This window comes from Acidobacteriota bacterium, from assembly GCA_016716715.1.
In the GTDB taxonomy this organism is placed as follows: domain Bacteria; phylum Acidobacteriota; class Thermoanaerobaculia; order UBA5066; family UBA5066; genus Fen-183.
Genome location: JADJVE010000004.1, coordinates 100,647 through 115,033, shown reverse-complemented (window position 1 = coordinate 115,033; position 14,387 = coordinate 100,647). Strand labels below are relative to the sequence as shown.

The window sequence follows — 14,387 nt, the reverse complement described above, 5'->3', positions numbered from 1 at the left end:
ATGGCCGGAACGAAGAGAGACGCTCTTCTCGCCTCGGCGGAGAAAAGCCTCCAGAAGGGCAAGGTCGACTCGGCTCTCAAGGACTACCTGAAGGTCCTCGAGGAGACGCCGGGCGACATCAACATCCTCAACAAGGTCGGCGACCTATACACGCGCCTCAACCGCAACGAGGAGGCGATCCCGTACCTCACGCGGATCGCCGAGCATTTCGCGCGGGACGGCTTCTTCCTGCGCGGCATCGCGATCTACAAGCGCATCAACCGCCTCGACCCGGCGCGACTCGACGTCTACGAGCGGCTCGCGGAGCTGTACGCCAAGCAGGGGCTCACGACGGACGCCAAGAGCCAGTACCAGGTCCTCGCCGACTACCACGCCCGGAACGACAACGCGATCGGCGCCATCGGCATCTACCAGAAGATGGTGGGAATCGACCCGCAGAACATCCAGCTGCACGTCAAGCTCGCGGACTTCTTCACGCAGGCCCGCCGCAAGCCCGACGCGCTCAAGGAATACACGATCGTCGCCGCGCTCCTCAAGGATCGGGGAGCCCTCGACGAGTCGATCCAGGTCTACGAGAAGGCGCTGCAGATGGCGCCGGACAACGTCGAGGTCCTGCGGTCGTTCGTCCCCCTCCTCGTCTCGGCGTCGCGTTCCCGCGAAGCGCGCCTCTTCGTCAAGCGCGCCCTCGACACGACGCCGCGCTCGTTGCCCCTGTTCCTGCTCGCGGCCGAGGCCGCCCTCCAGGACGGCGACGTGAAGGACGCGCAGGAGTGGCTCGGGAAGGCCCAGGCCATCGAAGCGTCCAGCGAGGAAGTCCTCCAGCTCGCGGTGCGCGTGCAGCAGGCGGGCGGCACCGCCACGCTCACGTTCGAGGCCGCCGCCGCGCTCGCGGACCAGGCCATGCGCCGCGGCGAGGCGAAGAGGGCCCTCGGAATCCTCGTGCCGCTCGCGGAGGCTTCCCTCGACCGCGAGGACGTTCTCTCTCGCGTCATCCACGTGGCCGAAGCCGCGGGCGACCAGGCCGCGGTGATTCACTGGCGTTCGGCGCTCGTGGACCTCCACAGAAAGCAGAACCGGATCGGTGACGCGGCGGAGGGACTGCGCGCCCTCCTGAAGCTCGTTCCCGATTCGCCGGAGTTCCGTAACCGCCTCGCGCAGCTGGACCCGTCGCTCGGGCGCGGAGTGGAACGCAGCGGTTCTCGCGAGCGCCCCGCAATCCCGCCGCCGTCGATGGAGACGAGCGGCCGGCGCGCGCAGCCCGCGCCCGCGGCGCCCGTCCGGCCCGATGCGCCGGCCGACGAAACGCCTCGACCCGGGCCGCCGGCTTCCGAGCCGGCGTCGCTGGAGAAGAGCGCGCCTCTCGACGTGCCGCCGATCGAGGTGACCGGCTCGCGCCGGGCGCCTGCCGCACCCGTTCCTCCCATTCCGCCGCCGCCGTCCTTCTCCGCCGTGCCCGCCGCTACGGCGGCGCCCGAGTCCACGGGTGAGTTCGTGTTCGAGCTCGAGGACGGCGACCTCGTCCACGACCCGGGCTCGACTGGCCCCGTCCCCGCCGCGGTGCGCCGCCTCTCGCAGCCCGGCACCTCCGCGTTCGACCGCTCGGCGTCCGGGAAGCGGCCGACGCCGGCCGCGGCGCCCGCGCCGGCCCTCGGCGCGCTCGAGCAGCTCCCGGAGGTCTCGCCGCTTTCGACCGCGCCGAACTTCGGCCAGGGCGCGGCTCATTCGGACGCGAGCGGTTTCGATTGGGCGGCGTCGCAGCCTCTCCCGGAGGTCGCGTCAGCCGGCCTGCCTGCAGCGATGGAGGCCGAGCCGACCGTCGAGGTGGAAGCGCCGACCGAGCTCGAGGCGGCGACCGAGCTCGAGGCGGCGACGGAGCTCGAGGCGGCGACGGAGCTCGAGGCGGCGACCGAACCCGAGCCCGCGGGCGCTGCCCTTCCCGCCGCGACCGAAGAGGTTCCGGCCAGCCTTTCCTCCGACATCGTGGAAGGCGCTCTCGGCGAGGCGGAGGTCTTCCGCAAGTACGGCCTCTACGACAAGGCGATCGAGCACCTCCGGTCCGTCCTGAAGCACGCCCCCGCGACGCTCGCGCTGCGCGAGAAGGTCTTCGAGCTCGCGCTCGAGGGCGGCCGGAGAAAGGTCGCGCTCGCCGAGGCCGAGAAGCTCAAGGACCTCTACCGGAGCGCCGGCCGCGAGGATCGCGTCTCGGCGCTGGACTCTCTCCTCGTCGAACGGACGTCGGCCGAGATGGGGGAGCCCGCGGAAGCGGAGCGCAGCACGACCGCGCCGGGAGCGCGCGTGCGCGGCGCGAAGCCGCCGTCCTCTCCGGAGCCGCCGCCGTCGGCCGTCGCCACGGCGGACGAGCCGTCGGCCGAGGAGCTCCTCGAGATCGACTTCTGCCTCGAGCAAGGGATGGTCGTCGACGCCTCCGAGCGCCTGCAGGCTCTCGAGCGCAAGTTCCCCGGCCATCCCCAGATCGCCAAGCGACGGTCGCGCCTCGAAGGCGGCGGCGGTGAAGACGCGAGGCCCGCGCTCTCGGACATCCTGTCGGAAGACTTCGAGTCGGTCCTGGACGCGGAGCTCGGCCGGGCCCTCACGGACCAGATGACGAAGGGCGCCGAGGAGCCCGCCCCGCCAGAGGCGCCCGAGGCGCCGGCCGGCGCCCCCGTCCTGACGGACGAGTCCGCGTTGTTCTCCGACGAGCAGGAGTTCTTCAACTTCGCCGGAGAGCTTCAGTCGGAGATGCGGCAGGAGACGCACACGCCGGAGGCGTCCGTGGACGCCTCCGGGCGCGAGATCCCGCTCGAGGAGATCTTCCGCGAGTTCAAGAAGGGCGTCGAGCAGCAGCTCTCGCCCGAGGACTTCGAGACGCACTACAACCTCGGGATCGCCTACAAGGAAATGTCCCTCACGGACGAGGCGATCAGCGAGTTCCAGCGCGCGGCCAAGAGCCCTCTGTACGCGGTGGAGTGCTGCTCGATGCTGGGCCTGTGCTTCCTCGAGAAGGGGATGCCGCAGCTCGCGATCAAGTGGTACCGGAAGGGCCTCGACGCCCCGAACATCCGCGACGACGACCGCCTCGGCCTTCAGTACGACCTCGCGGGCGTCTATGCGGGTCTCGGCGACCGCGACAACGCTTACAAGACCTTCCTCGAGATCTACGGCGCGAACGCTTCGTTCCGGGACGTCGGTGAGCGGCTGAAGGAGCTCTCGCCGGCGTGAGCGCGCCGCCGGCCTCCACCTCGACCCCACTCCTCACCGTCCGCGCCCTCACGATCGCCGTCCCGGGCCTCACGGGCGAGTCGGAGACGGTCGTCGACGGCGTCTCGTTCGAGATCCTCGCGGGGGAGGTCGTGGCGCTCGTGGGCGAATCCGGCTGCGGCAAGAGCCTCACGGGGCTCGCGCTCCTCGACCTCGTTCCGCCTCCGGTGCGCATCGCTTCGGGCGAGGTGATTTTCGAGGGGCGCGACGTGCGCGCGCTGGCGCCGCGCGAGAAGGAGCGGCTGCGCGGCGGCGGGATCGGCCTCGTCTTCCAGGAGCCGGGCAGCGCCCTCGACCCCGTGCGGACGATCGGGTCCGAGCTCGCCGGGGTCCTGCGCCGCCACCGCGGACTCTCGCGCTCCGAGGCGCAAGCCGAGGCCGTGACGTGGCTCCACCGCGTGGCCCTGCCGGACCCGGAGCGGCAGATGGACGCGCTCCCGCACCTCATGTCGGGCGGGATGCGGCAGCGGGCGATGCTCGCGCTCGCCCTCGCGGGCGGACCGCGCCTTCTCGTCGCGGACGAGCCGACGACTGCGCTCGACGTCACGATCCAGGCCCAGATCCTCGCGCTCCTGCTCGACCTGAAGCGCGAGCTCGGCCTCGCGATCCTTCTGGTGACCCACGACCTCGGCGTCGTGGCCGAGACGGCGGACCGCGCGCTCGTGATGTACGCGGGCGAGATCGTCGAGAGCGCCTCGGTCGCCGACCTCTTCGACCGGCCCGCGCACCCGTACACGCGCGGGCTTCTCGCATCGCGCCCCGCTGCCGGAGAGGCCGGAGGGGGGCGGAGGCTGCCGGCTCTCGCGGGAACCGTGCCCGAGCCGGGGCAGCGTCCGCGGGGCTGCGCCTTCGAGCCGCGCTGCCCGGAGGCGTTCGGCCGCTGCCGGGCCGCGCGGCCCACGCTGCTCGGCGTGCCCGGAACGGGCTCGGAGGCCGCGTGCTTTCTCGTCGACGCTCCCGCGGAGATGGCCCGATGAGCGCGCTCCCGCGTCCGGGCGAGGCGGAGCCGCTCCTCTCCGTCCGCGATCTCCACCGGACGTTCGAGCGCCGCGGGGGTTTCTTCGCGCCGCCCGTTCGCGTCGCCGCCGTAAACGGTGTCGCGTTCGACCTGCCGGCCGCGCGGACGCTTGCGCTCGTGGGGGAGTCGGGATCGGGCAAGAGCACGACCGCGCGGCTGATCCTGAGGCTCCTCGCCGCCGACCGTGGGACGGTGTTCTTCGGGGGCGCCGACTGGCTGTCGCTCCCGCTCAAGGAGCTGAACGCCCGCCGGCGCGAGATCGGCGTCGTCTTCCAGGATCCCGCGACTTCGCTCGACCCGCGGCAGTCCGTGGGCGAGATCGTCGGCGAGCCTCTCGTCATCCACCGGATCGGCTCGCGCGTCGAGCGGCGCGAGCGCGTGGCCGGGCTGCTCGCGTCGGTGGGCCTGGCCTCGTCCGCGCTCGGAAAGAAGCCCCACGAGTTCTCCGGAGGTCAGAGGCAGCGGATCGCGATCGCGCGCGCCCTCGCGACGGAGCCCCGCCTCGTCGTTCTCGACGAGCCCGTGTCGTCCCTCGACGTCTCGGTTCGCGCCCAGGTCCTCAACCTGCTCCTCGACCTCCAGCGCGACACCCCGTCGCGGCCGGCGTACCTTTTCATCGGGCACGATCTTTCCGTCGTCCGATGGATCGCGGACCGGACCGCCGTCATGTATCTCGGGCGCATCGTCGAGGAAGCGCCGACGGAGGCTCTCTTTGCCGCGCCTCGCCACCCGTACACCGCGCTTCTCCTCGCCTCCCAGCCGCGCCGGCACCCGGGCGACCCCGCCGCGGCGACCCTCCAGGCGCCCGGCGAGCCGCCGTCGCCCGCCGCGCCGCCTCCGGGGTGTCCCTTCCACCCTCGGTGCCCGTCCGCCCGTCCGGTCTGCTCGCAGGAGGTCCCGCGCTTGCTCGTGGATCCGGCGAACGCCGAGCGCTCGGTGGCCTGTCACGCCCCTCTCTAAAAACTGAAGAAACCCGTTCTGGCGGAAACCTTTCCGCCCGTATGCCGTACTCTGAAACGGTGCCCGTCCACTATCATCGGCTTTCGGTTCGAGGAGGTTTTCGTGAGTCCTGAGCAGAAGCCCGGCAGCCCCGCGCGCGCCGGCCGGCGGGCGGCCGCGGCGGCCCTCGCCCTCGTCCTTTCCGCCGGCGTCGCATTCGCGGACGACTCCGTTTCCGTGCCCATCGGCTCGAAGGCCCGCAAGGCCATCCCCCTCCCCGCGGGAGACAGGATCGAGCTGACCCTCCAGAAGACGATCGAGATGACGCTCCAGAACGTCCTCGACCTCGACGTGTCCGCCTACACGCTGGAGGAGTCCCGCTTCGGCATCCTCTCGGCACGCGGCGCGTTCGACCCGACGTTCGAGCTGGACCTCGGCATCAAAGACACGCAGACGCCCCGGAGCTCGATCTACCAGGCCAACCAGACGAAGACCGGATACGCGAACCCCTACCTGACGGGGCTCCTGCCGTACGGGACGACGTACACCCTCGGCTGGACGAACACGCGCAGCGACGTCGTGGGCGCGGGGACGCTCCTGAACCCCACGTACTCGAGCAACCTCTCGCTCGGCGTCACGCAGCCCCTCCTCCGGAACTTCGGAAAGACGGTGACGGAGCGCTTCGTCGTCCAGGCGAAGATCGGGGAGAACCAGAGCGCCTACGGCTTCGTCATCGCGGTTCAGACGGCGATCCAGACCGCCGAGAACGCGTACTGGGACCTCGTCTACGCGGTCGAGAACCTCAGGGCGAAGCAGGAGGCGCTCGACCGGGCCAAGGACCTGAACCGGATCACGAAGATCAAGATCGACGTGGGCGCGCTCGCGCCGATCGACATCGTCCAGACCGAGGTCACGATCGCCCAGCGCGAGCAGGACATCATCATCGCCGAGGGCCTCATCGGCGACGCGCAGGACCGCCTCCGGCGCCTCCTGAACGTCCAGTCGGTGCCGGATTGGAACCGGCCCATCGTCCCCACCGACCGCCCCACGCGCGAGTCGCTCCGCTCCGGCTTCGTCGCGGACGTGAACCAGGGCTACGAGTCGGCGCTGAAGGTCCGGCCCGAGATCCGGCAGTCCCTCCTGAACATCGAGGCGAAGAAGGTCACGGCCTCGTACCAGCAGAACCAGCTCAGGCCGCGCCTCGACCTTTCCGGCGGCTACGGCCGGGCCGGTCTTGGGGCGAACGGGCTCGGCGTCGACGCCGACGGCAATCCGTACGATCTCTCCTACTCGTCGGCCCTGACCCAGATCGGCCGTGGCGACTACCCCGCGTGGAGCGTCGGCCTCGTCTTCGCGATCCCGATCGGGAACCGCGCCGCGAAGGGCAACGCCGCCATCGCGAACGCCGACCTCGAGCTCGCCCGGACGAGCCTCGCGATCACGAAGGCGAACCTGCAGGTCGAGGTGCGCACCGCCGCGCGCAACATCGACACCGCGTATCGCAGCGTGCAGGCCGCTTCGAAGGCGCGCGAGCTCGCCGAGCGCAACCTCGATGCCGAGAAGAAGAAGTACGAGAACGGGATGACGACGTCGTTCCAGGTCGCGCAGATCCAGAACGACCTCACGACCGCACGCACGATCGAGCTGCAGGCGGTCGCGGGCTACCTCAAGTCCCTCGTCTCGTGGCACAAGGCGATCGGCGACCTCCTCCCTCAGAAGAACGTCGTCCTGAGCGGCCTGAACGTGTCGCTCGACCCGGCGCCGGCGGAGGAAGGGAACGTCCGGTGAGCGACCTCGCGCCCGCGGCCTCCGCCCCCGTCCCGGGCATCGGCCCCGTCGAGGCGGTCGTCGGCACGTTCACGAAGCCGTCCGACACGTTCGGGCGGCTCGTCGCGCGCCCGACGTGGTGGCTGCCGCTCCTCCTCACTCTGCTGGCGACGGCGGGGTCGTTCTGGATCGTGATGCCGAAGATCGACATGGACCGCACGATTCGCGAGTCGATCGAAAAGCGCATGGAGAAGAGTGGCCGCACGGTTTCGCCCGAGGTCGTCCAGCGGCAGGTCGAAGCCGCGAAGAAGATGACGCCCCTCTACCTCGGCATCGGCGTCGTCGCGGCGATCGTCTTCTTCTTCGTGATCGCGCTCGTCCTCTGGGGCGGCGCGAAGGCCATGGGAGCCGAGGCGCGGTACGCGCAGCTCCTCGCGATCTGGGGGCACTCGGGGCTCCCAAGCCTCGTCGGCGTCCTGATCTCGATTCCGATCTTCCTGCAGCTGCCCGACGCCTCCCTCACGCAGGAGGGCGCGCAGCACGTCCTGAAGTCCAACGTCGGCGCGTTCCTCGACGAGTCGACGCCGGTCGCCCTGCGCTCGCTCGCCTCGTCCGTCGACATCTTCTCGATCGCGGTCCTGTGCCTGCTCGTCCTCGGATTCCGCAAGCTCCCGGGTCTCTCGAAGGGCGCCGCCACGTGGACGCCGATCGTCCTGTGGCTCGTCGCGGTGGCCGTCAAGGTCGCGTGGAAGGCGGTCATGGGATGAAGCCGATGCTGATCGGGATGCGCGACATCGAGAAGACGTATTCCGTCGGCGAGGAAAAGGTCCGCGCCCTGCGCGGCGTAACGTTCACGATCGACCGCGGCGAGTACGTCGCGATCATGGGTCCCTCCGGCTCCGGCAAGTCGACGCTCATGAACCTCATCGGCTGCCTCGACACGCCGACCGGCGGCGAGTACCTGCTGAACGGGACGCCCGTCCAGACCCTGACCGACGACGAGCTCGCGCGCATCCGGAACCGCGAGATCGGCTTCGTCTTCCAGACGTTCAACCTCCTCGCACGGACGAGCGCTCTGGCCCAGGTCGAGCTGCCGCTCGTCTACTCGGGCCTCCCGAAGAAGGAGCGCCGCGAGCGGGCCGAGAAGGCGCTCGAGCGCGTCGGCCTCACGGACCGCGCCCACCACAACCCGAACGAGCTCTCGGGCGGCCAGCGCCAGCGTGTCGCGATCGCGCGCGCGCTCGTCACGGGTCCGTCGCTCCTCCTCGCGGACGAGCCGACGGGCAACCTCGACTCGGCGACGGGCGAGGACATCATGCGGCTCTTCCGCGAGCTGAACGAGCAGGGGAACGCGATCATCCTCGTCACTCACGAGGAGGACATCGCGGCGCACGCCCGCCGGATCATCCGCATCCGCGACGGGCGCATTTCCGACGACCGCCCGAACGACTCCAGCCGCGCCGAAGCCGTCGCGCGCGCCAAGCGCGAGGCCCTCGAGGGCGCGGCGCACGAGCCGTCGGCGATCCCCGCGCCTCCGGCCTGAGTCGCGGGCACCGGCTACACTGCGCCGGTGCTCGCCGACGTCCTCGCGCTCGTCCTGCTGCAGCTCGCGGTCGGCGTCCTGTTCTTCACCCTCCTCACTCCTTCGAAGGACCTGTCCGGGGGTTTCTTTGCGTTGCACGGAGGAATTGCGGCCGCCTGCCTTCTGCTGGCACGTCTCGTCTCGGGCAACGGTGGTTTTCTTCTTAGAAGGTGGACAGGGCTGGTCGCGGCTCCCGCGGGCGGGGCGGCGGGAGGCGGCGGCGCCAGCGGGGGATTCGAATCGGTCGTGACCCCGGGGCTTCTCTTTGCTCTGGCCATCGGCGGCGCGCTGGCGGCAACGCTTATCGCGCGCGCGGACGTCACCCCCGCCCTATTACCTTCTAAGAAAATCTTCCTCTTCTCCTCCCTCTTCCTCTCGGTCTTCTCTTCCTTCGTCCTCCTCCTCTCCCGCACCGGCGTGGAGCCGTTCGCCTCGCGCCCCGCGCTCGGCGCGGGGTGGCTCGCGGCGGGCCTCGTGCTCGGCGCGCTCCTCTTCGGCGGCGTCATCTGGGCGATGAACCTCGGGCACTGGTACCTCGTCTCGAAGTCGCTGCCGTTCGGCCTCCTCGTGCGCGCGACGGAGGCGCTCGCGCTCCTCGCGCTCGCGCGTACGGTGCTCGCGCTCGTCGCGCTCGGGTGGCTCGCGCGCACGTCGCGCGGGCCGGCCGGCGACGCGCTCGCCGACCTCGTGGACCCGATGCGCGACGGCTTCTTCTTCGGGTCGCGCGTCCTGTGGGGCCTGGCGGCGCCGCTCGTCCTCGCGCCGTTCGTCGTGAAGACGGCCCGCATGAAGTCCAACCAGGCGGCGACGGGGCTCCTCTACGTCGGCGTCGTGTTCGTCCTCGTCGGCGAGCTCCTCGCCGCGTACCTCACGCTGCGGTCGGGACTGCCCGTCTGAAAACGGAGCGGCCCGGCAGCGTGAGAGCGAGCGCCGCGGCGATCACGGGCAGCGCGGCGATCGGGCCGAAAACCGACGCCACGCCCCAGCGGTCGGCGACGAGGCCGAGAATCGGCACGCCGGCGCCGCCGAGGCCGATCGCGAGGCCCATCGTCACGCCTCCCGCGATCCCCTCGCGGCCCGGCAGGTACTCCTGGCCCATGACGACCGCCACGCTGTAGCTCGCGATCGAGAACGCGCCCGTGAGGGCGAGCGGAACGAGGACCGCGGGCCCCGGCGTCGCGAGGGTGAGGAAGATGAGCGGCGCGAGCGGCAGCAGGGAGCCGACGAGGACGCGGCGGCGCCCGAAGCGGTCCGCCAGCCTCCCGCCGACGAGCGTCGCGGCCGCTCCCGCGAGCAGCATCACGGTGAGGGCGAGCGTCGCGCGCGAGCGCGGCACGCCGCGCGCGCTCACGAGCCACAGGGGCACGAACGCCGCGAGGCCGAACGACATCATCGAGCGGATCGCGATGATCGCGGAGAGGGAGAGGAACGCCCTCCAGCGCGGGGGCTCGGGCGAGACCGCCCGGACGGCCTCGGCGGCCGGACGGAAGGCGGCGAGGCGGGGGAGCTCGCGCGCGAGGAGGAGCGCCGCGAGGACCGCGGGAGCGGCCATCCACGCGACTCCGGGAATGCCGCCGACGGTGGCGAGGAGCGTCACGACCGCGGGCCCTGCCGCGATCCCGAGGTTGCCCCCGACGGAGAAGATGCTCATGCCCGTCGCGCGCCGGTCGCCCGACGCGTAGTTCGCGTGGCGGGCGGCCTCCGGGTGAAAGACGGCGACGCCCGCGCCCGAGAAGACGACCGCGGCCGCCGTGAGCGCGTAGGTCGGGGCGAGGGCGGCGCCCGCGATGCCGGCGCCCGCGATGAGGATCCCGAGGGGCATCAGGAACGGGAGGGCCCTGCGGTCGGAGGCCGCGCCGAGCAGCGGCTGGACGAAGGACGACACGGCCGACGCCGCGAGGACGAGGCCGCCGGCGGCGGCGTACGTGAGGCCCCGGTCGGCCACGAGGAACGGCAGCAGCGCCGGCACGGCGCTCTGGTACGCGTCGTTGACGGCGTGGGCGGCGGCGAGGATCGCGAGGGCGTTGCGGTCGGGGGAGCGGGGCATCGGTCAGTTGGGATCGTATGGTGGGAGGAGAACCGAAGAGAAGATTTTCTTAGAAGGTGGAAGAGGGGAGGGGAATAATCCACCCCAAGTGCGCGTGGCCGTGTATTGCTCCGACTGCATGGAGCGCATCGAGCTCCCGCCGCCCTCGGAGCGCGCATCCGGCGAGGTCTCCTGTTCCTCACCTTCTAAGAAATCCTCAATCGCCTTTTCTCATTCGCCTTCGGTTTGCCGCGCGGAGAGGGTGGATTCGTGCTCTCGTTGCAAATCCACCGCGTTCTACGTCCAGAAGGATTTCGACCAGCGCCTCGGCTGCGCGATTCTCGCGGTTGGGGCGACGCTCGCGCTTCTCGCGGCGTGGAGGCTCGGAGGCGTCTGGCTCGTGCCCGTCCTGCTCGCGTTCGCCGCGATTGATTTCGTCCTCGCGCGGCGCGTGCCGCCCGTCGTCATCTGCTACCGGTGCGATACGGAGTACCGCGACGTGCCGGATGCGGGCTCGTACAGGCCGTACGACCCCCACGTCGCCGAGCGCGACGCCGAGGTCAAGACGGTCCGTGCGATGAACCCGTGAACGATCGGTTATCCTCCGCGCGCCGATGAGACCACTCGGGACCTACCGCGCCGCGCCCGCCCTGCCGCCGGAACTCGCCCCCCTCGCCGACCTCGCCCGCGACATGCGCTGGACGTGGCGTCCCGCGACGCGCGCCCTCTTCCGCGAGCTCGACCCCGAGGAGTGGCATCGCTCGGGGAATCCCGTCCTGCTCCTCAGGTCCGTGGACCCGGCCCGTCTCGCGGCGCTGGCCGGGAACGGGGACTACGTCACCCGCGTCCACGCGGCCGCGGCCGCGTTCGCCGCGGAGGACGCCGCGGCGCCGGGTGTGCCCGGGATCGCGGACCTTGCCGCCGCGGGTGTGCGCGTCGCCTACTTCTGCGCAGAGTTCGGCCTCTCCGAGATGCTGCCGATCTACTCGGGCGGCCTCGGAGTCCTCGCGGGCGACCACCTGAAGTCCTCGAGCGACCTCGGCGTGCCGCTCGTGGGCGTCGGGATCTTCTACCGCGAGGGCTTCTTCCGGCAGACGCTCACGGCGGACGCCCGGCAGAAGGAGAGCTACCCGATCGTCGACCCGCTCGACCTTCCGGTGGAGGTCCTCCCGACGCCCGCGGGCGTCGCGCCGGTCGTCACGGTGAGTATCGGCGACCGCGACGTCCATCTCCTGATCCGGCGCGTGCGCGTGGGGCGGACGCCGCTCCTCCTCCTCGACGCGCACCTGCCCGCGAACCGGCCCGCCGACCGCGAGATCACGAACCGTCTCTACGGCGGCGACACCGACATGCGCATCCGCCAGGAGATCGTCCTCGGGATCGGCGGGATGCGGGCCCTCGAGGTCGCGGGGCTCCGGCCGACGGTGCGCCACGCGAACGAGGGCCATGCGGCGTTCCTCGGGCTCGAGCGGATCCGGCAGCTTCGCGCCGAGCGCGGGCTGAGCTTCGCCGAGGCGCGGGAGATCGCGACGGCCGGCAACGTGTTCACGACGCACACGCCGGTACCCGCCGGAATCGACCTCTTCCCGCGGGACCTCATGCAGCGCACGTTCGACAAGAAGCTCGAGGCCTACGGCATCGGCCTCGACGAGCTCCTCGGCCTCGGCCGGCAGGTCCCGGAGGACCCGAACGAATACTTCTCGATGGCGGTTCTCGGCCTGCGCCTGTCCTCCCGCGTGAACGCCGTGTCCCAGCTCCACGCGAAGGTCTCGCGCCGCCTGTGGCGCGGTGTCTTTCCGGACGCGCCGCTCTCGGAGATCCCGATCAGCGCCGTCACGAACGGCGTCCACGGCCCCTCATGGACCTCGAAAGAGATCGGGGCTCTCAACCCGCGCGAAGGCGACGGCCCCGACCCGGCTGAGCTCTGGCGGCGGCACGAGCACCGCCGGGCGGCTCTCGTCGAGACGGTGCGAATCCGGTCCGCCGCGGCGCGGACGCGCCGGGGCGCTCCGGACGTGGAGGTCGCCGCCGCGTGGCAGCTCCTCGACCCGACGGCCTTCACGATCGGATTCGCGCGCCGCTTCGCGACGTACAAGCGCGCGACGCTCATATTCCAGGATCCCGCGCGGCTCTCCCGCCTGCTCTCGGACCCGAACCGGCCCGTGCAGCTCGTGTTCGCGGGCAAGGCTCACCCGCGCGACCACGCGGGGAAGGACTTCCTGCGGCGCGTCGGCGAGTTCGCGGCGCAGCCGGAGTTCCTGGGGCGCGTCGTCCTCGTCGAGGACTACGACATGCGCCTCGCGCGCCGGCTCGTGCAGGGCGTCGACGTCTGGCTGAACAATCCACGCCGGCCGTTCGAGGCTTCGGGCACGTCCGGGATGAAGGCGGCGATGAACGGCGTCCTGAACCTGTCCGTCCTCGACGGCTGGTGGGACGAGGCGCCGCGCGACGGCGCGGGCTTCACGATCGGTGACGCGACCGAGGGGCGCCCGGACGACGAGATGGCGAACTCCCTCTACGAGCGCCTCGAGACCGAGATCGTCCCGCTCTTCTACGACCGGCCGAACGGCGACCGCTCCGGCGTGCCGGCCGGCTGGGCGGCGCGCATGGCGACGTCGGCGCACCGGCTGGGGCGCATCTTCCACTCGGACCGGATGGTCGGAGAGTACGTGTCGCTCGCATACACGCCCGCCGCAAGCCGTGTCTCGATGCTGTCTGCGGACGGCGATGCGAAGGCGAAGGAGCTCGCCGCGTGGAAGGAAAAGGTCCGCTCCGCGTGGGACGAGGTCGGGTTCGTCTCCGTGACCACGGTGCCCGAGGAGCCGGCGCGCGTCGCGCCCGGGGAGAGCTTCACGGTCGAGGTCCAGATTCGTCTCGGAAGCCTCGAGCCGGGCGATCTCGCGGTGGACTGGTTCGAGGGCGAGCCGGATCACGACGGGGTCGTGGACGCCGGCTTCTCGACGCCGCTGGCGTCGCAGGGCCGTCTCGACGGCACCGCGACGTGGACCGGCACGGTGGGCCGGCCTGCGGAGGACAGCCGCGGGTACTCCGTGCGCGTCCGCCCGTCGCACCCCCTGCTCCTCCACCCGAACGAGACGAACCTCGTCCTCTGGGCGGAGTAGGCGCCGACCTCGGCGGAGTGCGTCTTCAGGCAGCCCCGGTTTGCGGGGACCTCTCCCAGGAGAGCCTCAGGTGTTTCTTGCTCGCGGCACACTCCCGGAGATAGAGATTGATCAGGGACTGGTATGGGATTGCCGTCTCGACCGAGAGGGACCTGAAGTACGTGATCGTAGCCTCGTCCAGGCGAAGCGTGATCTGGCGCTTGAGGCGCCTTGCATAGGGGTTCGGCCGGCCCTTTGAGAAGTCATAGTGCTTTCTCATCTTTTGAATCTCCCGAAATAGTGTTCTCGCTCGCCCTTGTCGGCCTTCCGGGCCGAAATGAGGCGGACGATATCGGCGTGTTGCCGATAACAATGGCAGATGACGAGGAGCCGCAGGCTCGAGGTGAGCCCGAGGAGGACGAAACGCTCCTCCCCGATGGAGTGACCCGGATCGTCGATCAGGATGCCGTTCTCATCGAGGAAGGCCGAGGAGGCCTCCTCGAACGACACTCCGTGACGCCGTACGTTCGCTCGGTTCTTCGCGGCGTCCCATTCGAAACGAAGATCGAACGCCATAACTACATTGTAGTTACAGGGCCAGTCGGACGCAAGGGCTGCCTAACGATATCGAGTTCAGCGGCGAGAAGGAAGGAGCGCAGCGACTGACGCCGAGTCCGCTGCAATGAGGTGTTAGGC

12 protein-coding genes are annotated in these 14,387 nt (G+C 70.8%); 9 read left to right on the top strand and 3 right to left on the bottom strand.

The window, feature by feature from the left end:
• The 7 genes from IPL89_07790 to IPL89_07760 all read left to right on the top strand — a co-directional run bounded on the left by IPL89_07790 (nt 1) and on the right by IPL89_07760 (nt 9,461).
• Complete coding sequence (locus IPL89_07790) at nt 1-3,219, top strand: hypothetical protein (GenBank protein ID MBK9063081.1); 3,219 nt, start codon at nt 1-3, stop codon at nt 3,217-3,219.
• The gene (locus tag IPL89_07785) at nt 3,216-4,235 is read left to right on the top strand and encodes an ABC transporter ATP-binding protein (GenBank protein MBK9063080.1); all 1,020 of its coding nucleotides are present in this window, start codon (nt 3,216-3,218) and stop codon (nt 4,233-4,235) included. The genes IPL89_07790 and IPL89_07785 overlap by 4 nt, the downstream gene beginning before the upstream one ends.
• Nucleotides 4,232-5,236, top strand: coding sequence for an ABC transporter ATP-binding protein (locus IPL89_07780; protein ID MBK9063079.1), 1,005 nt, complete (start codon nt 4,232-4,234; stop codon nt 5,234-5,236). Before IPL89_07785 ends, IPL89_07780 begins: the two co-directional genes overlap by 4 nt.
• 102 nt (nt 5,237-5,338) lie before the next feature.
• Entirely contained in the window at nt 5,339-7,003 is a 1,665-nt protein-coding gene (locus IPL89_07775) for a TolC family protein (protein MBK9063078.1), read from the top strand.
• Nucleotides 7,000-7,749: a YIP1 family protein gene (locus IPL89_07770; GenBank protein ID MBK9063077.1), complete on the top strand. Its 750-nt coding sequence runs from the start codon at nt 7,000-7,002 to the stop codon at nt 7,747-7,749. The genes IPL89_07775 and IPL89_07770 overlap by 4 nt, the downstream gene beginning before the upstream one ends.
• An 8-nt stretch (nt 7,750-7,757) precedes the next feature.
• Nucleotides 7,758-8,525 carry an ABC transporter ATP-binding protein gene (locus IPL89_07765; protein ID MBK9063076.1) on the top strand — a complete coding sequence of 256 codons (768 nt, stop codon included), beginning with the start codon at nt 7,758-7,760 and terminating at the stop codon, nt 8,523-8,525.
• Nucleotides 8,526-8,552: 27 nt separating this feature from the next.
• Nucleotides 8,553-9,461, top strand: a complete 909-nt coding sequence (locus IPL89_07760; protein MBK9063075.1) for a hypothetical protein — start codon at nt 8,553-8,555, stop codon at nt 9,459-9,461.
• Here the strand turns inward: IPL89_07760 and IPL89_07755 are convergent.
• A complete protein-coding gene (locus IPL89_07755) occupies nt 9,433-10,611 on the bottom strand; it encodes an MFS transporter (GenBank protein MBK9063074.1) in 1,179 nt (392 codons plus the stop codon). The two genes, IPL89_07760 and IPL89_07755, sit on opposite strands and share 29 nt — an antisense overlap.
• An 88-nt stretch (nt 10,612-10,699) precedes the next feature.
• Here IPL89_07755 and IPL89_07750 point away from each other — a divergent pair, with 88 nt between their 5' ends.
• Both IPL89_07750 and glgP read left to right on the top strand, forming a co-directional pair.
• Nucleotides 10,700-11,179 (top strand): hypothetical protein, encoded by a 480-nt coding sequence (locus tag IPL89_07750; GenBank protein ID MBK9063073.1) that lies wholly within the window; start codon nt 10,700-10,702, stop codon nt 11,177-11,179.
• A 25-nt stretch (nt 11,180-11,204) separates the two neighbouring features.
• Nucleotides 11,205-13,712: an alpha-glucan family phosphorylase gene (gene glgP / locus IPL89_07745; protein ID MBK9063072.1), complete on the top strand. Its 2,508-nt coding sequence runs from the start codon at nt 11,205-11,207 to the stop codon at nt 13,710-13,712.
• Between the two features lie 25 nt (nt 13,713-13,737).
• Here glgP and IPL89_07740 read toward each other — a convergent pair whose 3' ends face one another.
• Together IPL89_07740 and IPL89_07735 are read right to left on the bottom strand one after the other, a co-directional pair.
• Nucleotides 13,738-13,971 (bottom strand): BrnA antitoxin family protein, encoded by a 234-nt coding sequence (locus IPL89_07740; GenBank protein ID MBK9063071.1) that lies wholly within the window; start codon nt 13,969-13,971, stop codon nt 13,738-13,740.
• The gene (locus tag IPL89_07735; protein ID MBK9063070.1) at nt 13,968-14,267 is read right to left on the bottom strand and encodes a BrnT family toxin; all 300 of its coding nucleotides are present in this window, start codon (nt 14,265-14,267) and stop codon (nt 13,968-13,970) included. Before IPL89_07735 ends, IPL89_07740 begins: the two co-directional genes overlap by 4 nt.
• Nucleotides 14,268-14,387: the final 120 nt, after the last annotated feature.